This is a genomic window from Streptomyces sp. NPDC050147 (assembly GCF_040660195.1).
Lineage (GTDB): Bacteria > Actinomycetota > Actinomycetes > Streptomycetales > Streptomycetaceae > Streptomyces.
Genome location: NZ_JBFALJ010000043.1, coordinates 1 through 26,070, shown reverse-complemented (window position 1 = coordinate 26,070; position 26,070 = coordinate 1). Strand labels below are relative to the sequence as shown.

The window sequence follows — 26,070 nt, the reverse complement described above, 5'->3', positions numbered from 1 at the left end:
AACGGACCGGCAGCCGCATCAAGACCCCGAGCCCAAACGCACCCCCCGGCCCAACGCCCAGGGGCGAGACAACTCACCGCACGACCACGAAGTCCCCCCCATCCCGCGCCCCCCGAGCGCCAGGCGCGACCGCCCCGTGCCCGACGGCCACCGCCCCCATCGGGTCCCACGACTGCGGAAGCCCGAGAACGTCCCGTACGACATCCCGGCAGAACATCGTCGACGAGACCCACGCGGACCCGAGCCGCTCCCCGGCGAGCGCGACAAGGAAGTTCTGCACCCCGGCCCCGGCCGCGACCACGAACATCTCCCGCTCAGCGGCGTCCCGCCGAGCGTCCCCGTACGTATGGGAGCCGTCCATCACCAGACAAGGCACCACCAGATAGGGCGCCTTGCGCAGCACATCTCCTCGCCGCACCCGCTTGGCGATGGATTCCGCGGACTTCCCGTCCCGCTCCAGGTCGAGGACCCACGCGTCCCGCATCGCGTCGAGCAGCCGCACCCGCGACTCCTCGGACTCCAGCAGGACGAAGCGCCACGGCGTCGTGTGATGCGGCGCGGGCGCGGTCACCGCGGCCGCCACGGCCCGCCGCACGGCCCCGGGGTCCACCGGCTCGTCGGTGAACTCCCGCACGGTCCGCCGCTGCGTCACCGCTTCCCGCACGGCCTCGGACGTCCCGAGCCGGAACATGTCGTCACGCGAGGAGCGCACCATGGCGCGAGCCCCCTCGACGGTCTCACCGGCCTCAGCCACCACATGCGAAAGCCCACGCACCACAGCGACCGGCAGCCCCCCGGCCTTCCCCTTGACCAGATCCCCGGCGGCGGCCAGCTCGTCCGCGGTGGCCACGACCGTCGCGCTCAGCGGATTGCCGTACGCGTCGACGCCGCCCCGCAGATCCTCCAGGACCCGCACACCCGCCGCCCCGATGGCCACATCGGTCAGGCCGTTCCGCCAAGGGCGCCCGAAGGTGTCCGTGACCACGACGCCGACGTTCACGCCCAAGGCGTCCCGCAGTCCGTCCCGCACCGCACGCGCCGAGGCGTCGGCGTCCTCGGGCAGCAACAGCACGGTCCCCGCAGGCGTGTTGGAGGCGTCGACCCCGGCGGCGGCCATCACCAGGCCCTGCCGGTTCTCGACGATGCGCAGGGTCCCGCGCCGCGCCACGACCCGCACGGTCTCGGAGTCGATGGCCGCCTCGCGGTCGCTCGCCTCGACGATCCGGCCCTCGGCCTTGCTGACGATCTTCGACGTGACGAGGAGCACGTCCCCGTCGGCGAGACCCGGCTCGGCCGCGGCGATCAGCTTGGCGAGGTCGTCCCCCTGCCGCACCTCGGGCAGCCCGGGGACGGCCCACACGCGGAAGGACCGCGAAGCCCCGGCCTCCGCGTCGGCCGCGGAAGCGCTCACGCCCGCACCTCCTCCGCGAGGGCGAGTGCCGCACGCGCCATCTCGGCGGTCGCGTCGACGTCGCTCATCATCAGCGGGATCGCCCGGCACCGGATGCCCGCCGACTCGACCCGCTCCACGACCCCGGCGTCCACGGTGTCCACGAGCCATCCGTCGAGCAGCCCGCTTCCGTAGTGCTCGGCGACCGCGGCGGCCGTCGACTCCACGCCGACCGCCGCGAGCACCTTGTCGGCCATGCCCCGCACGGGCGCGTCCCCGACGATGGGGGAGAGCCCGACGACGGGCACGCCCGCGTCGGCGATGGCCTCGCGGATCCCCGGCACGGCGAGGATCGTCCCGACGCTCACCACGGGGTTGGACGGCGGGAAGAGCACGACGTCCGCGTCGGCGATCGCCTCCAGGACGCCGGGCGCGGGCTTGGCCTGGTCCGCGCCGACCGGCACGACGGCGTGCGCGTCCACGGACGCCCGCAGCCGCACCCAGTACTCCTGGAAGTGCACGGCCTTCTGCTCGCCGTCGACCGTGACGGCGACATGCGTCTCGACGCGGTCGTCCGACATCGGGATGAGCCGCACGCCGGGCTGCCACCGCTCGCACAGCGCTTGTGTCACCGCGCTGAGGGGGAACCCGGCGGCCAGCATCTGCGTCCGCACGATGTGCGTGGCGAAGTCCCGGTCACCGAGCCCGAACCACTCGGGCCCGACGCCGTACGCGGCGAGCTCTTCCTTGACCTTGAACGTCTCGTCCGTACGCCCCCAGCCCTGTTCCTCGTTGATGCCGCCGCCGAGGGTGTACATCACGGTGTCGAGGTCGGGGCAGACCTTCAGCCCGAACAGGTGGATGTCGTCACCGGTGTTGCCGATGACGGTGATGTCCGCGTCAGGCGCGGCTTTCTTGAGCCCGCGGAGGAAACGGGCGCCGCCGATACCGCCGGCCAGGACCACAATGCGCATGGGGCCAAGCATGTCAGGCAGGTACGACAGCGCGTCAGGCGGTCACGACATCTCCGGCCGCCGGAGCGGTGGCCCGTACGCCGCACTGCGCCGCGTGCATCGGCATGTCGGTCAGGCCGGGGTAGTAGATGTGCAGGCTGACGGCCGGTTCCAGGGAGTCGTTGACGACGTCGTGGACGTAACCGGGCGCGAACACGCGCTGGGACCCGGCGCCGAGCGCGCGCTGTCCGCGCTCCGTACGCTCCGTCAGTTCACCCTCCAGGACCGTGAGTACGCCGGAGGAGCGGCCGTGGTCGTGCGTTCCGCTGCCCTGTCCCGGGACCCAGGAGAGCAGCCAGACCTCGTAACCGGGCCCCGTGCGCAGGCGGTGGTACCAGCGGCTCGTCGCGTCGTACTCGACGAGGTGGGCCCACTGGGCGCGGTCGGCCGCGATGGTGCGGGCCAGGCCGGCGAACTCAGCCACGGTGGCCGGGTGCTCGCGTGTGGGCTGCAGGAGGTGGGTGACTTCGAGGATGTCGCCGGCGATCTGGAGGTCGCTGTCGCTGTTCATGGTGCGGTGGTTCCTCAACGTGAGTGCCAGGAGTCGCTAGGAGCAAATGCGAGGGAACAGAAGGGGCTACAAGGCCAAAGAAGGGAAAGCGGCTCGGGCGACGAAGCGCCGGAGCGGGCTCGACAGCTGGAAGCGGGACGGCTCAACAGCTGGAACAGGAACAGAGACAGCGCGCGTGGGCAGCACCGAGGAGCCCGCTGGTGCGGGTCGTCGAGAGAGCCAAGTTTGCGAGCATGCCCACTAGAACAGCGGCTCACACCTTGTCTGTCAACTCTCTGTCCGCTATGCGAGATATGTTTCACCTCATCCGGTTGTTCTCTCAGGTGAAAGGTTTGTGCAGCAGATGCACGGGACACCAGGGGACACATCAACCGGCGCGTAAACCCCGGCGCACTCCCGTGACCCGAATGTGATCCCCTTCGCTTCGGTGGACCGGCCGCAACGGGATTGATCCCCGCGACGTCCTTCCCTGGTGAAGGCGGTCGCGGGGCGCCTCGGGATGGGCCCCTGGCAAGTGACGACGTTTATGCCGATTTGAACACTTTCCGCATTACCTTGGTTCCGCAGGGTGAATAAGGGGCCCAATAGCAGATCTCGGCTTGACTGGCCCGGATCGGCACACTTGTAATTTCACTCGTGTCGTTCAGCCGAAATCGGTAACGGCAAGCACGACGGGGACGCACAGACAGACGAGGGGCGCACATGACCGAGCTGGTTCAGGAACTGCTGGTCGAGGACGCGGACGAGGAACTCGGCTGGCAGGAGCGCGCGCTGTGCGCCCAGACCGACCCCGAGTCCTTCTTCCCCGAGAAGGGCGGCTCCACGCGAGAGGCCAAGAAGGTCTGCCTCGCCTGTGAGGTTCGCTCGGAATGCCTTGAGTACGCACTGGCGAACGACGAGCGGTTCGGTATCTGGGGCGGCCTTTCGGAGCGGGAACGCCGCCGTCTGAAGAAGGCCGCCGTCTGAACACCAGCCGGACACCAACCGGTTCCGCCCGACCAAACGGCACACACCCCTACGTAAGGAACAGCCCGTTGCCCGTGGGTTATCCACAGGCGGCGGGCTGTTGTGGTGCCAGCCGTTAGTGTGGGGCCCCGTCCGAGACGCCCCGGCGCCCCCATGAAGCGCAGGCGTCCACCGCAGTCCATCGAACCGGGGCCCGTACCTCGATGTCCGTGCACAGCCATCCGGCAGCCAGTCACCACGACGCCGCTGCCGCCCCTGAGTTCCCGCGGCACGTCGTCACCGCCGTGATCGTCACCCACGACGGCGCCCGCTGGCTGCCCGACGCCCTCGCCGGCCTGCTCGGCCAGGAGCGCCCGGTGCAGAACGCCGTGGCCGCGGACACCGGCAGCGCGGACGACTCCGCCCGCCTGGTCACCGAGGCGCTCGGACCCGACCGCGTCCTGCACCTGGCCCGGCGATCCGGCTTCGGCACCGCCGTTGAGGAGGCGAACCGCACCGCCGGCGTGCTGACCCCGGAAGAACTGCCGTATCTCAAACGCCCCAGCGGCTGGGACCCGGTCAGCCGGAGCTGGCGCGACGACGCCTACGACCTCCCCGAACTGCCCCACGGCGAGCCCGAGCAGTGGCTGTGGCTGCTGCACGACGACTGCGCGCCCGAGCCCGGCGCCCTCGCCGAACTGCTCCGCGTCGTGGAGAACGAACGCGAGGTCGGCAAGGACGTCGCGATCGTCGGCCCCAAGCTGCGCGGCTGGTACGACCGCCGCCAGCTCCTCGAGGTCGGCGTCTCCATCGCCAACAGCGGCCGCCGCTGGACCGGCATCGACCGCCGCGAACAGGACCAGGGCCAGCACGACCACGTACGGCCCGTCCTCTCGGTGTCCACCGCGGGCATGCTGATCCGGCGTGACGTCTTCGACGAACTCGGCGGGTTCGACCGGCGCCTTCCGCTCATGCGGGACGACGTCGACCTGTGCTGGCGCGCCCAGAACGCGGGCCACCGCGTCCTCGTCGCCCCCGAAGCCGTCGTCCGGCACGCCGAGGCCTCCTCGCGCGAGCGCCGAACCGTCGACTGCGTGGGGCGTACGTCGACGTCGCCGCACCGCGTGGACAAGGCGGGCGCCGCCTACACCCTGCTCGTCAACGCCCGCACGGCCGTGCTGCCCTGGGTGCTCTTCCGGCTCGTCTTCGGCACCCTGCTGCGCACCGTGGCGTATCTGGTCGGCAAGGTCCCGGGCCAGGCGGTCGACGAGGTCGCCGGTCTCCTCGGGACACTGCTGCGGCCCGGACGGATCGTCAGCGCCCGCAAGGAGCGCGGCAAGTCGGCGCTCGAACCGTCCGAGATGCGGCCTCTCTTCCCGCCGCCGGGCGCCACCGTGCGCGCCACCGTGGAACAGGTCGCCGGCGACATCGTCGGCCGCTCCGACCCCGAAGCCGTCACCGGCGCGGGGCGGCACGGAGCCGTCGAGTCCGGCCCCGGTGGAGACGACGCGGACTTCCTTCAGGTCGAGCAGTTCGCACGGCTCAAGCGCCTCGCCCGCAAGCCGGGACCGATGCTCTTCGTGGTGCTCCTGTTCGCCTCGCTCATCGCCTGCCGCGAACTCCTCGGCAGCGGTGCGCTCGCGGGCGGCGCGCTGCTGCCCGCCCCCGGCGACTCCTCCGCCCTCTGGGCGCGCTATCTCGACGTCTGGCATCCGGTCGGCACCGGCGGCACGCAGTCGGCGCCGCCCTACCTCGCGCTCGTCGCGGGTCTCAGCAGCCTGCTGTTCGGGTCCACCGGCCTCGCGGTCACGGTGCTCCTGGTCGGCTCCGTGCCGCTGGCCGGCTTCGCCGCCTACTTCGCCTCGCGGCCCCTGGTCGAGTCACGCCTGCTGCGCGCCTGGGCCTCGGTCGCCTACGCCTTCCTGCCGGCCGCCACGGGCGCGCTCGCGGGCGGGCGCGTCGGCACCGCCGTCCTCGCGATCCTGCTGCCGCTCATGGCGCGCGCGGCCATCGCGGCGAGCGGTCTGACCGCCCAGGAGGGCGTGCGCGGAAGCTGGCGCGCCACGTGGGCGTTCGCCCTGCTCCTGACGCTCACCACCGCGTTCACGCCGATCGTGTGGCCGATCGCCCTGGTGCTCGGCCTCGCGCTCCTCGTGGTGCGCAGGCGCGACATCACGGCGTACGGCCTTCGCTTCCTCGCCGCGCTCGGCACCCCGCTCCTGATCCTCGCGCCCTGGTCCCTCTCGCTGCTGCCCTTCGGCTTCTTCGGCGAGGCGGGGCTCGAATTCGGCACCGGTTCCGCGACCGGGCTCGACCTGCTCGGGGGCAGCCCCGGCGGTCCCGGAACCGTGGACGGGCTGCTGCTCATCGGCATCGTGCTCGCCGCCCTGGCCGCGCTCCTGCGTACCGAGCGGCAGCTCGCCGTCCGCACCGCCTGGATCGCCGCACTGGTCTCCCTGGTCTTCGCCGCGCTCTCGAACGGCTCGGCGTGGGCGGGCCCGGCCACCCTCGGGTACGGCCTCGCGCTCCTGGCCGCCGCCGCACTGGGCGCCGACGGGGCACGCACGCGTGTCGCCGAGCAGAGCTTCGGGTGGCGTCAGCCGGTCGCCGTCCTCATCGCCTTCGCGGCGGCCGCCGGGCCGTTGCTCGTCGCCGCCGGGTGGATGATCCGCGGCGCCGACGGACCCCTGGAGCGGCGCGACCCGGTGCAGGTGCCCGCGTTCGTCGCCGAGGAGAGCGGCACGCAGGACCAGGCCCGCACGCTCGTCCTGGACAGCGAGTCGGCCGCCCAGGTGTCGTACACCCTCGTCCGCGGCTCGGGCGCCCGCCTGGGTGACGCCGAACTCGCCGACGCGGGCGGCTCGAACCAGCACCTCGACAAGATCGTCTCCCGGCTCCTCGCGGGGTCCGGCGCCGACCAGGCCGACCAGCTCGGCGGCTTCGCCGTGCGCTACGTCCTCGTACGCGACGGCGCGCCGCGCCAGATGAGCCGCACCCTGGACGCCACCCCCGGCCTCACCCGGCTCAGCCAGGAGGACGGCAGCGCCCTGTGGCGCGTGGACCGGCAGGTCTCACGCGCCGCGATCGTCCCCGAGACGGGCGACCCGCTGCCGGTGGCCGCGGGCCCCGTCGAACTGCACACGAACATCCCCGCGGGCGAGGAGGGCCGCACCCTGCGGCTCGCCGACGCCGTCGACGAGGGCTGGACGGCGACCCTGGACGGCCGCGCGCTGACCCCGACCACGCTGGACGGCTGGGCCCAGGGCTTCGAACTGCCCGCGTCCGGCGGCCGACTGGACGTCACGCACGCGACGCCCGTGGGCCACACGGGATGGCTGTGGGCGCAGGGCGCGCTCGCCGTGGTCCTGGTGGTCCTCGCCCTTCCCGGCCGCCGCCGTGACGTGGACGACGACCTCCCCGACGAGCCCGTCATCCCGGCGCAGCCGGTCGAGGGGGAGGGGCGCAGGGCCCGCAGGCTGCGGGCCGCGCAGGCCGAGCAGCAGGACGCCGCGCGGGCGGGCGCCGGGCAGGACGACGCCGGCACTCCGCCTCCTCCTCCGGCGGAGGAAGGCGCCTACGCCGCGGTGCCCCAGCAGCAGTCGCAGTCACCCGAGGAGTGGCAGGCTCCCGCCCACGCGGGCGCCGACTACGGCACGTACCAGGGCGAGCAGAGGTACGAGGACGCGCCGTACCCCGCGGGTTCGTACGACCAGCCCGCGTACCAGGACCCCTACCAGGGCGGTCAGTACGACCCGTACGCCTACGGAGCACAGGGCGGCGGCGAGCAGTACGGGCAGTCGTACGACGCCGCGTACGGGCAGCAGCCCCCGATGCCGCCCCAGCCGCCGCAGCCGCCGCACGGCACCGACAGTGAGCGCCCCGACGGGAGCCAGCAGTGAACCGCACGACCCAGTCCCTGATCGCCGCCGCTGCCGCGCTCGCCGCGGTCACCGGGTTCGCCGTGGCCAACGCGCCCGACGGCAGCGGCGACGACGGCGCGAAAGCCGCCGCGCGGCTGCCCGTCGAGCGCACCAGCCTGCTCTGCCCGGTGCCCAGCGCGTCCGACCTCGCCGAGACCTCTTACGCGGCGTTCACGCCCAAGGGCGAGGGCTCCGGCGATGCGGGCAAGGCGGAACTGCTGCCCGCCACACAGGAGCTGACGGACGCCCCGAAGGGCGGCGCCCACGGCAAGGAGAAGGCCGTCAAGCCCTTCCTGACATCGAAGACACCGGGTAAGCCCGTCACCGGCGAGGAGTCCGGGGGCGAGTCGCCCGCGCTTCTCGGCACCGCGGACGGCCGGCTGGCCCCCGGCTGGACCGTCCAGCAGACCACCAAGTACGCCGTGGGCAGCGGCCGCGGCCTCCAGGGCACCAACTGCACGGCGCCCGGCACGGACTTCTGGTTCCCGGGCGCCAGCACCGCCAAGGACCGCAGTGACTACGTCCACCTGACCAACCCGGACGACTCGGCCGCCGTGGTCGACATCGAGCTGTACGGCAAGGACGGCGCCATCAAGGCCGAGGTGGGGCAGGCGGTCCAGGTCCAGCCGCACTCCAGCGTCCCGGTCCTGCTGTCCACGCTCGCGCCCAAGGAGCAGACGAACATCACGATGCACGTGACCGCGCGCAGTGGCAGGGTCGCGGCCGCCGTGCAGTCATCGGACGACAAGCTCGGCGGCGACTGGCTGCCCGCGTCCGCCGACCCCGCGAGCCGCGTGGTCCTGCCCGGCATCCCCAAGGACGCCACTTCGGTACGTCTGGTCGCCTTCGCGCCCGGCGCCGACGACGCCGACCTGAAGGTGCAACTGGCCTCGCCCACCGGTTTGATCAGCCCGGCCGGACACGCGAACCTGCACGTCAAGTCCGGCATGACGACCGCCGTCGATCTCGGCGACGTCACCAAGGGGGAGGCGGGCTCGCTGATCCTGACGCCGACGCAGGAAGCGGCGCCTGTGGTGGCGGCCCTGCGCGTGACCCGGGGCAAGGGCGCCGACCAGGAGACGGCGTTCATCCCGGCGACGAACGCGGCCGGCACGCGCGCGACGGTGGCCGACAACCGGGCCAAGGGCTCCACGCTGTCCCTCGTGGCCCCCGGCAGGACCGGAAAGGTGAGGGTCACGGCGTCGGAGGGCAGCGAAGGCGGCTCGCCGACGACCAAGACGTACACGGTCAAGGGCGGCACGACCCTCGGGGTCCAGGCGCCCGTGCCGAGCGGCCTCAAGGGCACGTACGCGCTCACGGTGGAGCCGGTGTCCGGGGGCGACGTCCATGCCTCGCGCATGTTGGAGGACCCGGAGGACGGCATCCCGATGTTCACCGTGCAGACCCTGCCGGACGACAGGGGCACGGTGTCGGTGCCGGAGGCGGAACAGGATCTGAAGGTGCTGCAGAAGTAGGCCATCGAGGCCTCGGCCCGCGGGCCGAGGGGGCCGGGGGATGAGGGGGCCGAGGAATGAGGGGGCCGAGGGATGAGGGGGCGGGGGATGAGCCCTCAGTCTTCCCCGTACCGCGGGTCGACCGACTCGGGCGAGAGCCCGAGGAGCTCGGCGACCTGCTCGACCACCACTTCGTGGACGAGCGCGGCCCGCTCGTCGCGCCCCTTGGTGCGGATCTCCACCGGACGCCGGTAGATGACCACCCGCGCGGGCCGGTCGTCGGAGGCCTCGATCGTGCCCCCCAGCGGCACGACACCATCGCTCCAGGCGTCCTCGCCCGCGCTCCCGTCCCGCCCCAGCGCGGGAACCTCGAGGACCAGGAAGTCGATCTCGCTCAGCTGCGGCCATCGCCGCTCGAGGCGTTCCACGGAGTCCTGCACCAGGTCGGTGAAGACCTCGGCACGGCTGGCGGACAGCGGCACCTGGGGCGGCGCCACGGGGCCGCGCATGCCCCTGCCGTGGCGGTCGCGGCGGCGGGGCCTCGGGTCTGCGGTGCGGGGCTGTACGGGGTCGTCCATCACTGACGAAGAGTAGTCCTCGGCATCGGCGTTTTCGCACAGCTTCCGCCGGGCTGCCGTACTGCTTCCCCCGGGCCTTCCGTGCTGCGTCAGCCAGGCTTCCGCACTGCTTCCCCCGGGCTTCCGTACCGCTTCCGCGCTGCTTCCGTCCGGCCGCGCGGCATGTCGCCCGATGACCATTCCGACCAGGGTTGGGCCCGATTTCGTATCTCTCCAGGACCGACGATCTCGCGATGAATGACGGGATTTGCGCCAAGTAGTGACCGGATCCAACACCACCGGTCACCCGGGCCCCTTGTGTCACCGCAGGTCAGCGGGGCGCCGCGGGAGCGCTCCGTGGCGGGGATCACAGCACGACACGGTGGGGTGACCTCGCGGAGAGTCGTCGCGGCCCGCTCAAGAGTGCGGTACCGTCCAACATCGTGAGCCCTGTACGTCGCTGTTCGCGCACCGCTTGCGGCCGTCCCGCCGTCGCGACGCTGACGTACGTCTACGCCGACTCGACCGCGGTCCTCGGCCCCCTCGCCACCTACGCCGAACCCCACTGCTACGACCTGTGTGCCGAGCACTCCGAGCGCCTCACCGCGCCCCGCGGCTGGGAGGTCGTCCGCCTCGCCGACGCCTCCGGTCCGGCCCGCCCCAGCGGTGACGACCTCGAAGCGCTCGCCAACGCGGTGCGTGAGGCGGCCCGCCCGCAGGAGCGTGCCGCGGAGGCCGGCGGTGGGGCGCGCAGGGCGGACCCGATGGAGGTCGCGCGCCGCGGCCATCTGCGGGTGCTGCGCTCACCGGATTCCTGAACGGGCCCTCTCCGGAGACCTCTGTCGTTCATCGCTGAACAAGTTTCCCTGTACGCCCCATTGACGTGCGCATGGCGGCGACATGACCATTTCCCCCACCCGTGAGAGATCACGTTCCGCATCGCGGAATACGGAAACGGAACCGGGGGAGCCGCCCGTGTACGTGCAGCAACTGGAGCCCGTCGCCGATTCGCTCGGCCTGTCCGCCCTCGTCGCGACCCTGCCCCTCCTGACCGTCCTCGTCCTGCTCGGCGCCGTCCGCATGAAGGCCCACCTCGCGGGACTCATCGGCCTCGGTGTCGCCGCCCTGGTCGCCTGGATCGCGTACGGGATGCCGCTCGGCCAGACCGGCTCCGGCGCAGCGCAAGGAGCCCTCTTCGGGCTTTTCCCCATCCTGTGGATCGTCGTCAACGCCCTGTGGGTGTACCGGATGACGGTCCGTACCCGGCACTTCGACATCCTGCGCCGCTCCTTCGGACGGCTCTCGGACGATCCGCGCATCCAGGCACTCGTCGTGGCCTTCTGCTTCGGGGCGCTCCTCGAGGCACTCGCCGGCTTCGGGGCGCCCGTCGCCATTTCCGCGGTGATGCTGGTGGCGCTCGGCTTCGACCCCGTCAAGGCCGCCGTCGTCGCTCTGGTGGCCAACACCGCGCCCGTCGCCTTCGGCGCCATGGGCACCCCCGTCGTGACGCTCGCGCAGGTCACCGGGCTTCCGCTGGACACCGTCGCCACGGTCGTCGGCCGCCAGACGCCGCTGCTCGCCCTGGTCGTGCCGCTGCTCCTGGTCTTCCTGGTGGACGGGCGGCGCGGTCTGCGCGAGACCTGGGTGCCCGCCCTGGTCTGCGGTTTCGCCTTCGCCGTCGCGCAGTTCGCCGCGTCCAACTACGTCTCCGCCCAGCTGGCCGACATCGGGGCGGCGCTGGCCGGCGCGGGCGCCCTGATGGCGGTGCCCAGCGCGCGCAAACCCGCCGCGGAACCCGTACGCGTCGCCGTCCTCACCGGCGTACGCAGTGAAGACCTGGACCAGGACGACCCGCGCCCCGAGATCCTGCGCGCCTACGCCCCGTACGCCCTGATCGTCGCCATTTTCTCGGTCGCCCAGATCCCGCCGGTCAAGGACCTGCTGGCCAAGGCGACGCAGACCTTCGACTGGCCCTTCCTGAACGTCGCCGATCCCGGCGGGGACCCGGTGGGCGGCAATCTCTTCTCGCTGCCGCTCGTGGCGACGGGCGGAACGCTCGTCCTGCTCGCCGGTGTGGGCACCGCCGCCGTCATCGGCGTGCACGCGCGCGTGGCGGTGCGGGAGTGGCTGGCGACCGTGCACGAACTGCGGTTCGCGATCCTCACCGTGACGTCCGTGCTCGCCCTCGCGTACGTGATGAACCTGTCCGGACAGGCCGCCACCATCGGCCACTTCGTGGCGGCGGCGGGCGCGGGGCTCGCCTTCCTGTCGCCGGTGCTCGGCTGGTTCGGCGTCGCGGTCTCCGGCTCGGACACCTCGGCCAACGCGCTCTTCGGCGCGCTCCAGGTGACGGCGGCTCAGCAGTCCGGTCTCTCGCCCGAATTGCTCGCCGCCGCCAACAGCTCGGGCGGAGTGCTCGGCAAGATGATCTCCCCGCAGAACCTGACGATCGCGTGCGCGGCCGTCGGACTCGCGGGCAAGGAGGGCGATCTGCTGCGCAAGGTGCTGCCCTGGAGCCTCGCCCTGCTCCTTGTGATGTGCCTGATCGTGGTCGGACAGAGCACGGTGGTGCTCGGCTGGATGCTGCCGTGACGCGGGCCTGACATCCGCAGCCATCCGTTGCCAGCCGCTGCCATTGCGCTGACGACGGCTTGACGTCGCTCACAGCTGGTTGTCAGGTGTTGCGGGTAGTTTGGGGTGACCGACGAGTACTTGATGAGTCTTGATGAGTACTTTTCGAAAACCGCTGAACTCGCAGAACCTGCAGAGAGGGTTGGCCGTGACTGCTGATCTGTCCCAGATCGTGAAGGCGTACGACGTGCGCGGGGTGGTCCCGGACCAGTGGGACGAGTCGCTGGCCGAGCTGTTCGGTGCGGCCTTCGCGAAGGTGACGGGCGCGGACGCGATCGTGACCGGACACGACATGCGGCCGTCGTCGCCCGGCCTCTCCCGCGCCTTCGCGCGCGGGGCCGCGAAGCTCGGCGTCGACGTCACGGAGATCGGCCTCTGCTCCACGGACCAGCTCTACTACGCGTCGGGTGCGCTGAACCTGCCGGGCGCCATGTTCACCGCCTCGCACAACCCCGCGCAGTACAACGGCATCAAGATGTGCCGCGCGGGCGCCGCCCCCGTCGGCCAGGACACCGGCCTCGCCGACATCCGCGCCCTCGTGGAGGGGTGGTCGCAGACGGGCGCCCCGGAACCGGTGGCCACGCCCGGCACGCTCACCGAGCGGGACACCCTCAAGGACTACGCGGCGCACCTGCGCGGCCTGGTGGACCTGACCTCCATCCGCCCCCTCAAGGTCGTCGTCGACGCGGGCAACGGCATGGGCGGGCACACCGTCCCGACGGTCTTCGAGGGCCTGCCGCTCACGCTCGTACCGATGTACTTCGAGCTGGACGGCACGTTCCCGAACCACGAGGCCAACCCCCTCGACCCGAAGAACATCGTGGACCTCCAGGAGCGGGTGCGGGCAGAGGGCGCCGACCTCGGCATCGCCTTCGACGGTGACGCGGACCGCTGCTTCGTAGTCGACGAGAACGGCGACCCCGTCTCCCCGTCGGCGATCACCGCCCTGGTCGCCTCGCGCGAGCTCGCGCGCAACGGCGGCAAGGGCACGGTCATCCACAACCTCATCACCTCGTGGTCGGTCCCCGAGGTCGTGCGCGAGAACGGCGGCACGCCGGTCCGCACCCGCGTCGGCCACTCCTTCATCAAGGCGGAGATGGCCAGGACGGGCGCCATCTTCGGCGGCGAGCACTCGGCGCACTACTACTTCCGCGACTTCTGGAACGCGGACACGGGCATGCTGGCCGCGCTCCACGTCCTCGCGGCACTCGGCGGCCAGGGCGGGACCTTGTCGGCCCTCGTCGCGCAGTACGACCGCTATGCGGGCTCCGGCGAGATCAACTCCACGGTGGACGACCAGACGGCCCGCCTCGCCGCGATCAAGGCGAAGTACGCCGACCAGGAGGGCGTCACCGTCGACGAACTCGACGGCCTCACGGTGACGTCCACCGACTGGTGGTTCAACGTCCGAGCCTCCAACACGGAGCCGCTGCTGCGCCTGAACGTGGAGGCAAGGGACGCGGCAACGATGACAAAGGCGAGGGACGAAGCCTTGTCGATCATCCGCGCCTGACCCACGCCTCGGGCCTGCCGCGGCAACCGGTCCCGGGCGGGCCGAAGTGCCACGACGCGAACCCACCCGGGTCCCGGACCGCAACAGCAGAGAGCCGCTCCACCGTGCCACCGCCCCGGCCGGGGCGGTGGCGGTCATCGTCCGGCGGCTCCTGCCCGCGCGTTCGTGGGCACCCGTTCCACCCCTCCCGCCCGCGCGTTTGTGGGCAGGCGTTCCGCAGGGCGGATCGGGTGGGCACAAACGCCCACCGGCCCGCAGACGACCAACGACCGCCGGCCCACCCCGGGGCCGGGGCCGGGGCGAAGCCCCGGTCCAACCCCACCCCAGGGGCCCTGGGGCGAAGCCCCGGCCGTAAACACGCCCAGGCCCCGGGGCCAGCGGTAGGCTGACCAGGCGACATTCCTCGCCCAACCGCTCGAAGGGACCCACCCCATGCCGCTCGAAGCCGGCCTCCTGGAGATCCTCGCCTGCCCGGCCTGCCACGCCCCCCTCAAGGAGGCGGACACGGAGCTGGTCTGCACGGCAGACGCGAAGGACTGCGGCCTCGCCTACCCCGTCCGCGACGGCATCCCCGTACTCCTCGTCGACGAGGCCCGCCGCCCCGCGTAAGGCTCCGCAAGGCCTGTCCGAGGCGAGCCCCGCAGGGCCCGCCAGGGGCCGCACGAAACCCCGCAAGGCACGCAGGACCCCGGACAGAAGCCACGCAGGCACAACAAAGCCCCGCAAGGCCAGCCCCGCAAGGCCCCCCAAGGCCAGCCCCGCAGGACCCCGGCGTAACGACAAGAAGTGCGAGCGGCGGCGCGCCCCGCCCCGTCGCCCGGCGAATCGGAGGCCCGACCCCATGCTCGACGAATCGCTGCTTGACGCCCCGGAGGCCCTCGCGGTGGCCGACCGCCGCGGCCTCCTCCGCTGTGCCGCAGAGGCAGGCGCCCGCGTCCGCACAGCGGTGCGGCACGCCACGGAGGCCGGGCTCACGCAGCTCAAGCCGGACGGCCGCCCGCGCGCCATCCTGATCGCGGGCCCCGGCACCGCCGCCACCTGCGTGGCGGATCTGCTCGGCACCCTCGCGGGGGCGAACTGCCCCGTGATCCGCCTCGCCCCCACCGGCGTGGCCCCCGCGGCAGGCGCCCTGCGCTGGGCGCTCCCCGGCTGGGCGGGCCCCCTGGACCTGCTGCTCATCGCCACACCGGACGGCACGGAACCGGGCCTCGAACTCCTCGCGGGCCAGGCCTACCGCCGCGGCTGCACGGTCGTGGCCGTCGCCCCGGCCCGCTCCCCGCTGGCGGAGGGCGTCGAGGGCTCACACGGCCTCACGGTCCCGATGGCCACCTCCCCGTACGGGGAGTACGAAGCCCCGCACGACGGAGAACGCGCCTCCGAGGCGTACGAGGCCCGCCGCTTGGACGACGAGGCCGCCGCCTCCGCCCCCGCCACCCTCTGGGCCCTGCTCACCCCGCTCCTCATCCTCTTGGACCGCACCGGCCTGATCACCGCACCGGCCGAGACCCTGGAGAAGATCGCCGACCGCCTCGACAGCGTCGCGGAACGCTGCGGCCCGGTCATCGCGACGTACAGCAACCCCGCCAAGACGCTCGCCGCCGAACTCGCCGAAGCCCTCCCGGTGATCTGGACCGAGGGCGGCCTCGCGGGCCCCGTGGGCCGCCGTTTCGCCGCCGGCCTCGCCGAGCTCGCCGGACACCCCGCGGTCGCGGGCGAACTGCCCGAGGCCCTGCCCGCGCACGGCGCCCTGCTCGCCGGCAACCTCGCCCCGAGCGAAGACGGCGACGACTTCTTCCGCGACCGCGTCGACGAACCCCAGCAGCTGCGCGCCCGCGTCGTCCTGCTCCGCGACCGTCCGGTGGACGCCGGGGGCCTCAGCGCCGCGCCCGCGGCCCGCGAACTCGCCCACGGCCACGACATCGCGATCAGCGAGCTCGAACCGGAGGGCGGCGACGACCTGGAGACCCTCGCGGAGCTGATCGCCGTCACGGATTTCGCCGCCGTTTACCTGGCGCTCGCCCCGAGGGACGGATCATGACCACAGCCCGGTCATGACCTGGCAGCCGTCAGCCGACTCACGCAAGAGCCCACATCAGGCAAGAGCGCACGTACGTACGTAAGGGAGAACCCCTCCGTGGACCGCCTCACCAACACCATCCGCCCCTACGCCTGGGGTTCCACCACCGCCATCGCGGAGCTCCTCGGCGTCGAGCCGACCGGTGAACCGCAGGCCGAGATGTGGATGGGCGCCCACCCCGGCGCGCCCTCGCGCACCGAGCGCGGTCCGCTCGACGAGGTGATCGACGAGGACCCGGGGCACGAGCTCGGCCGGGCGGCCGTCGCCAGGTTCGGCCCGCGCCTGCCCTTCCTCCTCAAGCTCCTCGCCGCGGGCGCCCCGCTCTCCCTCCAGGTGCACCCCGACCTGGAACAGGCGCGGGAGGGCTACGAGGACGAGGAGGAGCGCGGCGTCCCGATCGACGCCCCGCACCGCAACTACAAGGACGCCAACCACAAGCCCGAACTGATCTGCGCCCTCACGGAGTTCGAAGGCCTCTGCGGCTTCCGCGACCCCGCCGAGTCCGCGGATCTGCTGGCCGGTCTGGGCGTCGACTCCTTGAAGCCGTACGTCGATCTGCTGCACGCCAAGCCCGAGGAGGGCGCGCTGCGCGAGGTCCTGACAGCCGTCCTGACCGCGGACCCCGAGGAGATGGCGGCGACCGTCACCGAGGTCACCGAGGCAGCCCGGCGGCTCGGCGGCGCCTACACCCCGTACGCGGGCATCGCGCACCACTACCCGGGCGACCCCGGCGTCATCGCGGCGATGCTCCTGAACCACGTCCGACTGCAGCCCGGCGAGGCCCTGTTCCTCGGCGCCGGAGTCCCGCACGCCTACCTCGACGGCCTCGGCGTCGAGATCATGGCGAACTCGGACAACGTCCTGCGCTGCGGCCTGACCCCCAAGCACGTCGACGTACCCGAACTCCTGCGCGTCGTCCGCTTCGAGGCGACCGACCCCGGCGTCCTGCGCCCTGAGGCCGCACCCGACGGCGAAGAAATCTACGCCACCCCGATCGACGAGTTCCGCCTCTCCCGCTTCGTCCTGCCCGAGGGCGCGGCACCGCGCGACCTGACCGCCGCCACCCCGCAGATCCTGCTCTGCGTCGCGGGCTCCGTCCGCGCGGGCGATGCCGGCGAACTCACGCCCGGCCAGTCCGTGTTCGTCCCCGCCGACGAAAAGGCCGAAGTGTCCGGAGTCGGCACGCTCTTCCGTGCCACTGTGGTGGCCTGACTCACCACCAGCGACTCGTGCTGCAACAATGACCCACCGCAAAGGCCGGGCAAAGCGGCAGTGGACAAGAACGTACGCAGGCGAAGGGACAACGGGCACACATGAGCGCGTCAGGCGGAACAAAGGCGATTGTCGCGGCACTCGTCGCGAACCTCGCGATCGCGGTGGCGAAGTTCGTCGCGTTCATCTTCAGTGGATCGTCTTCGATGCTCGCCGAGAGCGTGCACTCGCTCGCGGACTCGGGCAACCAGGGGCTGCTGCTCCTCGGCGGCAAGAAGGCGAAGCGCGAGGCGACCCCGCAACACCCCTTCGGATACGGGCGCGAGCGCTACATCTACGCCTTCCTGGTCTCCATCGTGCTCTTCTCGGTCGGCGGCATGTTCGCGATCTACGAGGGCTACGAGAAGATCAAGCACCCGCACGAGATCGACCACTGGTACTGGCCGGTCGGCGTCCTGGTGTTCGCGATCATCGCCGAGAGCTTCTCCTTCCGTACGGCCATCAAGGAGTCGAACCTCACGCGCGGCAACCTCACCTGGACGCAGTTCGTCCGCCGCGCGAAGGCTCCCGAGCTGCCGGTCGTGCTCCTGGAGGACCTGGGCGCGCTGGTCGGTCTGATCCTGGCCCTGGTCGGCGTCAGCCTCGCGCTCGCCACGGGTGACGGCGTCTGGGACGGCATCGGCACCCTCTGCATCGGCATCCTGCTCATCCTGATCGCGATCGTCCTGGCCGCGGAGACCAAGTCCCTGCTCCTGGGCGAGGCCGCGGGCACGGACGAGGTCGGGAAGATCGAGGCCGCGCTCGTCGACGGCGAGACGGTCAGCCGCGTCATCCACATGCGCACGCTGCACCTCGGCCCCGAGGAGCTCCTCGTCGCAGCCAAGATCGCCGTACGGCACGACGAGACGGCCGCCGAGGTGGCCTCCGCGATCAACGCCGCCGAGGAGCGCATCCGCGCGGCGGTCCCGATCGCCCGCGTGATCTACCTGGAGCCGGACATCTACAGCGAGACGGCCGCCGCCGAGGGCACGAACCCCGGAAAGACGCCGGGCGGCCACTGACCTTCCGCCGTTCTCGTCTTCTGACGCTCTCGTACGCCGATGGGGCCCCGCACCGTGCTGGTGCGGGGCCCCATCGGCGTAACTCGACCACGGGCTACCGGACCTCGCGCAGCACCTCGAGGACCGCCGCCTCATCGGGCGCCGCCTCGAGCCGCTCGCGGAAGCCGGTGTCCATCAGCTTCCGCGAGAGCAGCGCGAGAATCCGCAGGTGCTCGTCGCCCGCGGCTGCCTCCGGCACGGAGATCATGAAGACCAGCTTGGCCTTGGTGCCGTCGAGGGCGCCCCACTCGATGCCCTCGGCCGACCGCGCGAACCCGACGACCGGCGAGGTCACCGCGTCGGTCTTGGCGTGCGGGATGGCGATCTCCTCGCCGAGCCCCGTGGTGCCCTGGGCCTCGCGGCGCAGAGCGGTCCGCACGAGCTCCTCGACGTCGTTCACCTTGCCGGTGGCGGCGAGGAGGTTCGCCATCTCGCGGATCGCGGAGTCCTTGTCGGCGGAGTCGAGACGTACCTTCACGGTCTGCTCGGTGAGATAACCGGAGAGGACCTCGTCCTCCTCGGGGGAGGCGGCCTCGGGGGAGGCGACGGGCGCGGCTGCCGCCGGGGCAGACGTGACAGGAGCCTTCTGCGGGGCCGCGGACGCCTCGGAGCCGACGGCCTTCGGCGGGGCCGCGGACGCCCCGGAGCCGACAGCTCCACTACCCGCGCCCACACCCACACCCGCGAGCACCGGCTCGGGCCCGCCCGGCACGCCGTCGGCCGGTCGGCCGCGCCGCTTGCGCTCGCTGATGTCGACGAGGGTGACCGTGGTGAGGGCGGTGACCACGGTCCCGACGGCGATGGCGAGGAAGAACATCGGCACGCCGCCGACCGCGCCGAGCACGGCCACGATCGGACCGCCGTGCGGGACAGCGTCCTCGACGCTCGCCATACCCGCGATGGCACCGGCGACGGCGCCACCGAGCATGTTGGCCGGGATGACCTGGGCCGGCCGCGCGGCGGCGAAGGGGATCGCACCTTCCGAGATGCCGAACAAGCCCATGAACAGGGCCGCCATGCCGGTCTCCCGCTCCTGCTCGGAGTAGAGACGGCGCCGGATCAGCGTGGCCAGGCCCTGGCCGAGCGGCATGACCGGGATCGCCGCGGCACACATGCCCATGACGGTCTGGTTGCCGGTGGCGATGAGGCCCGTACCGAACAGGAACGCCGTCTTGTTGACCGGCCCGCCCATGTCGAAGGCGATCATGAGCCCGAGAATCGCGCCCAGCAGGATCGCGCTGGTCCCGGTCATGCCGCTGAGCCAGTCGGTCAGATGCTCGAAGACCCACGAGATCGGTTTGCCGATGACGTAGATGAAGAAGAGACCGAGGGCCGTCGTCGCGACGATGGGGATCACGATGATCGGCATGATCGGCTGGACGAACTTGGGGACCTTGACCTTCTTGATCCACAGCACCAGATAACCGGCGAGGAAGCCGGTCACGATGGCCCCGATGAAACCGGCCCCCGCCTTGGAGTCGTACAGCTCCCCGGTGTTGGCGATCCAGCCGCCGATCATGCCGGGCACGAGCGCGGGCCGGTCACCGATGGCATACGCGATATAACCCGAGAGGATCGGCACCATCAGGGTGAAGCCGATGACTCCGATGGCGTTGACATGCGCCCAGAAGGTGCCTTCAGGGATCACGTAACCCTTGGAGGTCGCGTCACCGCCCAACGCCAGCGAGATCGCGATCAGCAGACCGCCGACCACGACGAACGGAATCATGTACGAGACGCCGTTCATCAGCGCCTTGTACGCGAGACTCCGCTCCTTGCCGCCCCCGCCACCGGTGGAAGCCGCCTCGGCGGACCCGCCGCCACCGCCTCCGCCGTGCACGGGCGCGCTCCGCACCTGCTCGATCAACTGCTCGGGACGGCTGATTCCTTCGGACACCCCGACGGACAGCACGCGCTTGCCCACGAAGCGGCCGCGGTCGACGTCCTTGTCCGCCGCGATGATGATGCCGTCAGCTTCTCTGACATCGTTGTCAGTCAAGACATTCTCGGCACCGATGGAGCCCTGCGTCTCCACCTTCATCTCGATGCCGAGGCTCTCCGCCGCCTGCGAGAGCTTCTCCGCCGCCATGTACGTGTGGGCGATACCGGTCGGACAGGCGGTCACGGCGAGCAGCTTGAGCTTCTTGCGCTCGCCGCTGCTCCCGCCCATGGGGGGATCGGCCGGGTGGGTCACGTGGATCTCCTAACACCTTCGTCAAACAAGATCGCGCAAATGTTCCCGATCTCAAGGCATCCTGCAACACGCGAGCACAGGTTCAAAAGCGCGAAGAACCTGAACGGGCAGGTCTGCAGCCTCGCCCTTGTCCCTGCTCGCGCCTCCCCGACCCGTTCCGCCCCCGGGAAGGCGGGCTGGGGCTCGCTGGGCCAATCGGTGTAGCTTTGTGACCGAGCCAGACGTCGCTGCTGATGGCGGTCGGGCGGTGCCTCTACGGGCGCCGGCCGAGGGAGAGAGGGCCTCCGACGGACTGCGCTGCTGTGCGCCGGTGCTTCTCTGTGCCGTCGTCGCAGGTCAGCCATGTCCACCCACCCTCGATCAACCCCACGAGGAGCAGCTCGCCAATGACGACTCTCATCAACGGCCAGGACTTCAAGGTCGCCGATCTCTCCCTGGCCGAGTTCGGCCGCAAGGAGATCACCCTCGCCGAGCACGAGATGCCCGGCCTGATGTCGATCCGCAAGGAGTTCGCCGCCACTCAGCCGCTGGCCGGCGCCCGCATCATGGGCTCGCTGCACATGACCGTGCAGACCGCCGTCCTCATCGAGACCCTGGTCGCCCTGGGCGCCGAGGTCCGCTGGGTCTCCTGCAACATCTTCTCGACCCAGGACCACGCGGCAGCGGCCATCGCCGTCGGCCCGAACGGCACCCCGGACAACCCCCAGGGAATCCCGGTCTTCGCCTGGAAGGGCGAGACCCTCGAGGAGTACTGGTGGTGCACGGAGCAGGCGCTGACCTGGCCGAACACCCCCACCGGCGGCCCGAACATGATCCTTGACGACGGCGGCGACGCCACCATGCTCGTCCATCAGGGCGTCAAGTTCGAGAAGGACGGCAAGGTCCCGTCCGAGGACACCGCCGAGTCGGACGAGCACCGCGTCGTCCTGCAGGTCCTCAACCGCACCATCACCGAGGGCTCGCAGAAGTGGACCCAGCTCGCCTCGGAGATCCGCGGCGTGACGGAGGAGACCACGACGGGCGTCCACCGCCTGTACGAGATGCACCGCGAGGGCACGCTCCTCTTCCCGGCGATCAACGTGAACGACGCCGTGACGAAGTCGAAGTTCGACAACAAGTACGGCTGCCGCCACTCGCTGATCGACGGCATCAACCGCGCCACGGACGTCCTGATCGGCGGCAAGACCGCGCTGGTCTGCGGTTACGGCGATGTCGGCAAGGGCTGTGCCGAGTCGCTGCGCGGCCAGGGCGCGCGCGTGATCATCACCGAGGTCGACCCGATCTGCGCACTGCAGGCGGCGATGGACGGTTACCAGGTCACCACGCTGGACGAGGTCGTCGACAAGGTCGACATCTTCGTCACGACGACCGGCAACAAGGACATCATCATGGCCTCGGACATGGCCAAGATGAAGCACCAGGCGATCGTCGGCAACATCGGCCACTTCGACAACGAGATCGACATGGCCGGCCTCGCGAAGATCCCCGGCATCGTCAAGGACGAGGTCAAGCCGCAGGTCCACACGTGGACGTTCCCCGACGGCAAGGTCCTCATCGTCCTGTCCGAGGGCCGCCTGCTGAACCTGGGCAACGCGACGGGCCACCCGTCCTTCGTGATGTCCAACTCCTTCGCGGACCAGACCCTGGCCCAGATCGAGCTCTTCACCAAGCCGGAGGAGTACCCGACCGACGTCTACGTCCTCCCCAAGCACCTGGACGAGAAGGTCGCCCGCCTCCACCTGGACGCGCTGGGCGTGAAGCTGACGACGCTGCGCCCCGAGCAGGCCGCGTACATCGGCGTCGAGGTAGAGGGCCCGTACAAGCCGGACCACTACCGCTACTGACCGCCCCCGCGCCGCGGCTACGGCGTCCAGCTCCACCCACAGGCCCTCGCCCACCCGGGCGGGGGCCTGTGCTCGTGGCGACAACGACGGGCACAACCGGGCAGGGCCTCCACTTCCCGCCCAGCGCGGCTGGCCGACCCGAGGCCCAGCAGACTCGCACCTCACCCGCAGGTACCTGGAACCGAAGCCGCCCAGTTCCCGCCCAGCGCGGCTGGCCGACCCGAGGCCCAGCGGACTCGCACCTCACCCACAGGTACCTGGAACCGAAGTCGCCCAGCCGCAGGGCGCCCCCCGGCTGCTCCACCTCTGACTATGACTGGGCGGGCAGCGTCCGATCGGCAGCCTCCCCTTGCCATGGCCCCGGTTGAAGGTCGACGGACCGGGCCCACGACCCACGGCCCCCGCCCAGCACCACCGACCGCCGAGGCCCGGCCCCCTCGTGCCCCCACAGCGAGTCCGGCCCCGAAGCGCCCCAGAATCATGCCTGGCCTACCTTGGCTCCGGGGCGGACCGAGCAAGCCCCCCTACAACGGGCCCCAGCCCACGGCCGACCGACAGCCCGCCCCGGCCCTCGGACGAGAACACGCCCCCGACAAGGACCGAGCCCCATGCCCCGCGGCCACTATTCGCTTCACGATCCGCACGACCACACCCCCCTGGGTGAAGAACACTTCCACTGCGCACCCGGCCCCTCCGGCTGGCGCTACGTCTCCCAGCGGAACGCCCCCTCGGGCGAGCCCACCGGCTCCGTCGACCTCGCCCTCGATGCACTCGGCCGCCCCATTCGCCTCGAACTGCACGCGGGGGACTGGCAGATCCGCGCCGCGGCGATCGACGGCGTCACATGGGTACGCACCGACCCCACCGGAACCCACGCCACCGAGAACAACGCCCCCGCCCACGCTTTTACCGGAACCTCCCCCGCGTTCCTCGTCGCGACCACACGCCTCCTGCGCCTCACCCCCGCTTCCCCCGCGAGCCGCGTCCGCCTCGTCGCCTTCACCGACCCGGTCCTCGCCCCCCGCACCCTCGACCAGTCCTGGGCCCTGCTGAAAAGCGAAGCACACGCCACTGACAACGGCCCGCTAATCGTGGACGAATACCAGGTCACAGCCCTGGACACGGGCGAGCAGCACACCATCCACATCGCAGGCGACGTCGTCCTCTCCGCCCCCGGCATGGAGCTCGAAAACCTCGAGTCCCCGCCCTCGACGTTCGCCTGACCCCGCCCGCCCTAAGCGGGCGGCACGAACCCGTTCCCGGGAGGAGGCGCCGCTTCAGCACCCTCCCGCCGTACGCCCGGCGGCACATCAGGCGCCTGCTGCCCGACCGCGACACCCGTCGGCCGGACCGGGTAAGCCGGATGAGCCGGGGAGGCAGGATGAGCGGGGGAGGCTGAATGGCCGGGGGCGGCTGGAGGAGACGGCGCTGCGTACGCCACCCCGGCAGCAGGCGCCGCACCACCACTACCCCCACCGAACGCCCGCCGAGCGTCCCGCGCCTGACGCTCCTGCACGACAGCCGCCAGGTACGCCGCCGGCGGAACACCCTGCGGAGCCGGAGCCCCCGTACGCTCCGCGAGATCCCCGGCAAGCCGCTCCGCCATCGACCACCCCACCTGCGGATCCAACTGCCCCATCCGCGTCAGGTACTGCCTGATCGCGAGCCACAGCCCTTCAGGCACCCCGGAGAGATCGAGCCCGGAGAACCGCCCCGCAAGCCAAGGCGGCGGCGGAGGAATGAAGGGCGTCTGCCCGGTCGGCACCCGCTCCCGTACGACAAGCGTCCCCGCGAACACATCGCCGAGCCGCCGCCCCCGCGCCGACACCAGCGAAGCGACGCACGCGACGGCCCCGAACGTCAGCAGAATCTCGACGACCCCCACCGCACCCCGCACCAACGCATGCCGGAAACGAATCGGCCCCCCGTCGTCCCGCACCACCCGCAGCCCGCACGCCATCTTCCCCAGCGACCGACCGTGGCTGAGCGTCTCCACCGCGATCGGCCCACCGACCAGGATCAGCACGAAGCCCGCCACGGCGACCGCCGCGGCCGCCGCGTCGTCCAACGAGGACGTGGAGGCCACGATTCCCAGCGTCACCGCCAGGTAGACCGCCCAGGCCACCACCAAGTCGATCAGTACGGCGAGCCCACGACTCGGCAGCTTCGCCGGGCGCAGCTCAAGCGCCACCGCCTCGCCCGTCACAAGCTCACTCACGCCAGCCGCCCTTCCCTGCCCTGCCGTCGGAACCGCCAGTCTGCCAAGCTGAGGCAGCATCGCGCCGCAGTACGAGGAGCAGCCACCTGATGGACCTCGACGTCTTCGTGTCCGCCCACCGAGCAGAGTGGGACCGACTCGACGCCCTGCTGCGCCGCCAGCGCCGCCTCAACGGCGCCGAGACCGACGAACTCGTCGCCCTCTACCAACGCACCGCCACCCATCTCTCCCTCATCCAGTCCAGCGCCCCGGACCCACAGCTCACCGGCCGCCTCACCCGCCTCGTGGCACGCGCGCGCAGTGCGGTGACAGGCACTCGCCGAGCCTCCTGGCGCGACGCCACGCACTTCCTGGCCAACGGTTTCCCGGCAGCGGTCTACCGCTCCCGCCACTGGTGGGTCCCCACCGCGCTTCTCTCGACGGTCCTCGCGGCCATCATCAGCTGGTGGATCGCCACCCACCCCGAGGTCCAGTCCTCCATCGCGGCCCCCAGCGAACTGCGCGAGCTCACCCGCCCAGGCGGCGAGTACGAGACGTACTACTCAAGCCACCCGGCGGCATCGTTCGCAGCCCAGGTCTGGACGAACAACGCTCAAGCAGCGGCCATGTGCCTGGTCCTGGGCGCCTTCCTCTGCTTCCCCGTCATCTGGATTCTCTTCCAGAACATGCTGAACCTCGGTGTCGGCATCGGCCTGATGTCCTCCGCCGACCGCCTCGACACCTTCCTCGGTCTGGTTCTCCCACACGGGCTCCTGGAACTGACCGCGGTCTTCGTAGCCGCCGGCACGGGCCTGCGCCTCGGCTGGACGGTCATCGACCCAGGCCCGCGCTCACGCCGAACGGCCCTCGCCGAAGAGGGCAGAGCCGCCCTCGGCATGGCGGTGGGCCTGGCCCTGGTCCTGTTCATCTCAGGCGCCATCGAAGGCTTCGTCACCCCCTCGGGCCTGCCCACCTGGGCCCGCATCAGCATCGGCGTCGCCGCTGAACTGGCCTTCCTCGTCTACGTCTACGTGGTGGGCGGCAGAGCCGCACGGGCCGGTGCCACGGGCGACGTGGACCCCGCGGAACGCAGCGCCACGGTCCCTACTGCGGCGTGATGTGCGTCCGCCCCTACTGACCTGCTAGTGTCCTCGACGCCCCAGAAAAACCGTTGACACGGAAGGACTGGGGAGGTAGATTCGAACAGTTGCCTAGAGCTGGACAAGTCCAGCGGTGGCAGTTAGCATCTGCCTGCTTCTTGATTCTCATAAGCCAAGAAGCCACCCCGATAAATCGGAAAGTCCAGCCGGCAAGACCGGTCGAAAACTTCTGATAAAGTCGGACTCGCCGGAAAGGGAAACGCGAAAGCCGAAAGGCCGGAGCGGGAACCGGAAAGGCACTGAGGAAATCGGACACGAAAGAGTCTGATAGAGTCGGAAACGCAAGACAGCAAGACAAAAGAAACACCGAAGGGAAGCGCCCGGAGGAAAGCCCGAGAGGGTGAGTACAAAG

19 protein-coding genes are annotated in these 26,070 nt (G+C 71.2%); 13 read left to right on the top strand and 6 right to left on the bottom strand.

All coding sequences use genetic code 11. The features are described from left to right. Nucleotides 1-73: 73 nt before the first annotated feature. From AB0I94_RS40135 to AB0I94_RS40125, 3 genes are read right to left on the bottom strand one after another with little or no spacing between them, the layout of a single operon-like run. On the bottom strand, nt 74-1,411 hold the full coding sequence (locus AB0I94_RS40135; protein WP_363314755.1) for a coenzyme F420-0:L-glutamate ligase: 1,338 nt from the start codon (nt 1,409-1,411) through the stop codon (nt 74-76). Beyond that, nucleotides 1,408-2,364, bottom strand: a complete 957-nt coding sequence (cofD, locus tag AB0I94_RS40130; RefSeq protein WP_363314754.1) for a 2-phospho-L-lactate transferase — start codon at nt 2,362-2,364, stop codon at nt 1,408-1,410. The genes AB0I94_RS40135 and cofD overlap by 4 nt, the downstream gene beginning before the upstream one ends. 34 nt (nt 2,365-2,398) lie before the next feature. Continuing rightward, a complete protein-coding gene (locus tag AB0I94_RS40125) occupies nt 2,399-2,914 on the bottom strand; it encodes a cysteine dioxygenase family protein (RefSeq protein ID WP_363314753.1) in 516 nt (171 codons plus the stop codon). A gap of 702 nt (nt 2,915-3,616) precedes the next feature. Between AB0I94_RS40125 and AB0I94_RS40120 the strand changes: the two genes are divergently transcribed. The 3 genes from AB0I94_RS40120 (at nt 3,617) to AB0I94_RS40110 (ending at nt 9,254) form a co-directional block, all read left to right on the top strand. Beyond that, nucleotides 3,617-3,880 (top strand): WhiB family transcriptional regulator, encoded by a 264-nt coding sequence (locus tag AB0I94_RS40120; protein WP_016642094.1) that lies wholly within the window; start codon nt 3,617-3,619, stop codon nt 3,878-3,880. Nucleotides 3,881-4,083: 203 nt separating this feature from the next. After that, nucleotides 4,084-7,758, top strand: a complete 3,675-nt coding sequence (locus AB0I94_RS40115; protein WP_363314752.1) for a glycosyltransferase family 2 protein — start codon at nt 4,084-4,086, stop codon at nt 7,756-7,758. Further along, nucleotides 7,755-9,254, top strand: coding sequence for a DUF5719 family protein (locus tag AB0I94_RS40110; RefSeq protein ID WP_363314751.1), 1,500 nt, complete (start codon nt 7,755-7,757; stop codon nt 9,252-9,254). The genes AB0I94_RS40115 and AB0I94_RS40110 overlap by 4 nt, the downstream gene beginning before the upstream one ends. A gap of 95 nt (nt 9,255-9,349) precedes the next feature. Here the strand turns inward: AB0I94_RS40110 and AB0I94_RS40105 are convergent, their stop codons facing one another. Continuing rightward, nucleotides 9,350-9,811 (bottom strand): metallopeptidase family protein, encoded by a 462-nt coding sequence (locus AB0I94_RS40105; RefSeq protein ID WP_363314750.1) that lies wholly within the window; start codon nt 9,809-9,811, stop codon nt 9,350-9,352. Nucleotides 9,812-10,233: 422 nt separating this feature from the next. Between AB0I94_RS40105 and AB0I94_RS40100 the strand changes: the two genes are divergently transcribed. The 7 genes from AB0I94_RS40100 (at nt 10,234) to AB0I94_RS40070 (ending at nt 18,284) form a co-directional block, all read left to right on the top strand. Next, nucleotides 10,234-10,608 carry a DUF3499 domain-containing protein gene (locus tag AB0I94_RS40100; protein WP_030793262.1) on the top strand — a complete coding sequence of 125 codons (375 nt, stop codon included), beginning with the start codon at nt 10,234-10,236 and terminating at the stop codon, nt 10,606-10,608. Nucleotides 10,609-10,765: 157 nt separating this feature from the next. Further along, nucleotides 10,766-12,382 (top strand): L-lactate permease, encoded by a 1,617-nt coding sequence (locus AB0I94_RS40095; RefSeq protein WP_363314749.1) that lies wholly within the window; start codon nt 10,766-10,768, stop codon nt 12,380-12,382. Nucleotides 12,383-12,569: 187 nt separating this feature from the next. Further along, a complete protein-coding gene (locus AB0I94_RS40090) occupies nt 12,570-13,934 on the top strand; it encodes a phosphomannomutase/phosphoglucomutase (RefSeq protein WP_363314748.1) in 1,365 nt (454 codons plus the stop codon). Between the two features lie 432 nt (nt 13,935-14,366). After that, nucleotides 14,367-14,543 (top strand): Trm112 family protein, encoded by a 177-nt coding sequence (locus AB0I94_RS40085; protein WP_361832750.1) that lies wholly within the window; start codon nt 14,367-14,369, stop codon nt 14,541-14,543. 232 nt (nt 14,544-14,775) lie between these two features. Then, nucleotides 14,776-15,972, top strand: a complete 1,197-nt coding sequence (locus AB0I94_RS40080) for an SIS domain-containing protein (protein ID WP_363314747.1) — start codon at nt 14,776-14,778, stop codon at nt 15,970-15,972. Between the two features lie 96 nt (nt 15,973-16,068). After that, nucleotides 16,069-17,223, top strand: coding sequence for a mannose-6-phosphate isomerase, class I (gene manA, locus AB0I94_RS40075; protein ID WP_363314746.1), 1,155 nt, complete (start codon nt 16,069-16,071; stop codon nt 17,221-17,223). A 101-nt stretch (nt 17,224-17,324) separates the two neighbouring features. Further along, the gene (locus AB0I94_RS40070; RefSeq protein ID WP_363314745.1) at nt 17,325-18,284 is read left to right on the top strand and encodes a cation diffusion facilitator family transporter; all 960 of its coding nucleotides are present in this window, start codon (nt 17,325-17,327) and stop codon (nt 18,282-18,284) included. Between the two features lie 94 nt (nt 18,285-18,378). Here the strand turns inward: AB0I94_RS40070 and AB0I94_RS40065 are convergent, their stop codons facing one another. Next, nucleotides 18,379-20,493, bottom strand: a complete 2,115-nt coding sequence (locus AB0I94_RS40065; RefSeq protein ID WP_363314776.1) for a fructose-specific PTS transporter subunit EIIC — start codon at nt 20,491-20,493, stop codon at nt 18,379-18,381. A 410-nt stretch (nt 20,494-20,903) separates the two neighbouring features. Between AB0I94_RS40065 and ahcY the strand changes: the two genes are divergently transcribed. Both ahcY and AB0I94_RS40055 read left to right on the top strand, forming a co-directional pair. Beyond that, entirely contained in the window at nt 20,904-22,361 is a 1,458-nt protein-coding gene (gene ahcY / locus AB0I94_RS40060; protein ID WP_363314744.1) for an adenosylhomocysteinase, read from the top strand. 608 nt (nt 22,362-22,969) lie between these two features. After that, nucleotides 22,970-23,584, top strand: a complete 615-nt coding sequence (locus tag AB0I94_RS40055) for a hypothetical protein (RefSeq protein ID WP_363314743.1) — start codon at nt 22,970-22,972, stop codon at nt 23,582-23,584. An 11-nt stretch (nt 23,585-23,595) separates the two neighbouring features. Here AB0I94_RS40055 and AB0I94_RS40050 read toward each other — a convergent pair whose 3' ends face one another. Next, nucleotides 23,596-24,579: an RDD family protein gene (locus AB0I94_RS40050; protein ID WP_363314742.1), complete on the bottom strand. Its 984-nt coding sequence runs from the start codon at nt 24,577-24,579 to the stop codon at nt 23,596-23,598. Between the two features lie 89 nt (nt 24,580-24,668). Between AB0I94_RS40050 and AB0I94_RS40045 the strand changes: the two genes are divergently transcribed. After that, complete coding sequence (locus AB0I94_RS40045) at nt 24,669-25,676, top strand: stage II sporulation protein M (protein WP_363314741.1); 1,008 nt, start codon at nt 24,669-24,671, stop codon at nt 25,674-25,676. Nucleotides 25,677-26,070: the final 394 nt, after the last annotated feature.

Excerpts from the sequence above, each read along its gene's own strand:
- AB0I94_RS40045 (WP_363314741.1), top strand. The coding sequence starts at position 24,669 with ATGGACCTCGACGTCTTCGTGTCCGCCCACCGAGCAGAGTGGGACCGA.
- AB0I94_RS40055 (WP_363314743.1), top strand. The coding sequence starts at position 22,970 with ATGCCCCGCGGCCACTATTCGCTTCACGATCCGCACGACCACACCCCC.
- AB0I94_RS40120 (WP_016642094.1), top strand. The coding sequence starts at position 3,617 with ATGACCGAGCTGGTTCAGGAACTGCTGGTCGAGGACGCGGACGAGGAA.
- AB0I94_RS40105 (WP_363314750.1), bottom strand. The coding sequence starts at position 9,811 with ATGGACGACCCCGTACAGCCCCGCACCGCAGACCCGAGGCCCCGCCGC.
- AB0I94_RS40115 (WP_363314752.1), top strand. The coding sequence starts at position 4,084 with ATGTCCGTGCACAGCCATCCGGCAGCCAGTCACCACGACGCCGCTGCC.
- AB0I94_RS40125 (WP_363314753.1), bottom strand. The coding sequence starts at position 2,914 with ATGAACAGCGACAGCGACCTCCAGATCGCCGGCGACATCCTCGAAGTC.
- AB0I94_RS40080 (WP_363314747.1), top strand. The coding sequence starts at position 14,776 with ATGCTCGACGAATCGCTGCTTGACGCCCCGGAGGCCCTCGCGGTGGCC.
- AB0I94_RS40085 (WP_361832750.1), top strand. The coding sequence starts at position 14,367 with ATGCCGCTCGAAGCCGGCCTCCTGGAGATCCTCGCCTGCCCGGCCTGC.
- cofD (WP_363314754.1), bottom strand. The coding sequence starts at position 2,364 with ATGCGCATTGTGGTCCTGGCCGGCGGTATCGGCGGCGCCCGTTTCCTC.
- ahcY (WP_363314744.1), top strand. The coding sequence starts at position 20,904 with ATGACGACTCTCATCAACGGCCAGGACTTCAAGGTCGCCGATCTCTCC.
- AB0I94_RS40065 (WP_363314776.1), bottom strand. The coding sequence starts at position 20,493 with ATGGGCGGGAGCAGCGGCGAGCGCAAGAAGCTCAAGCTGCTCGCCGTG.
- AB0I94_RS40070 (WP_363314745.1), top strand. The coding sequence starts at position 17,325 with ATGAGCGCGTCAGGCGGAACAAAGGCGATTGTCGCGGCACTCGTCGCG.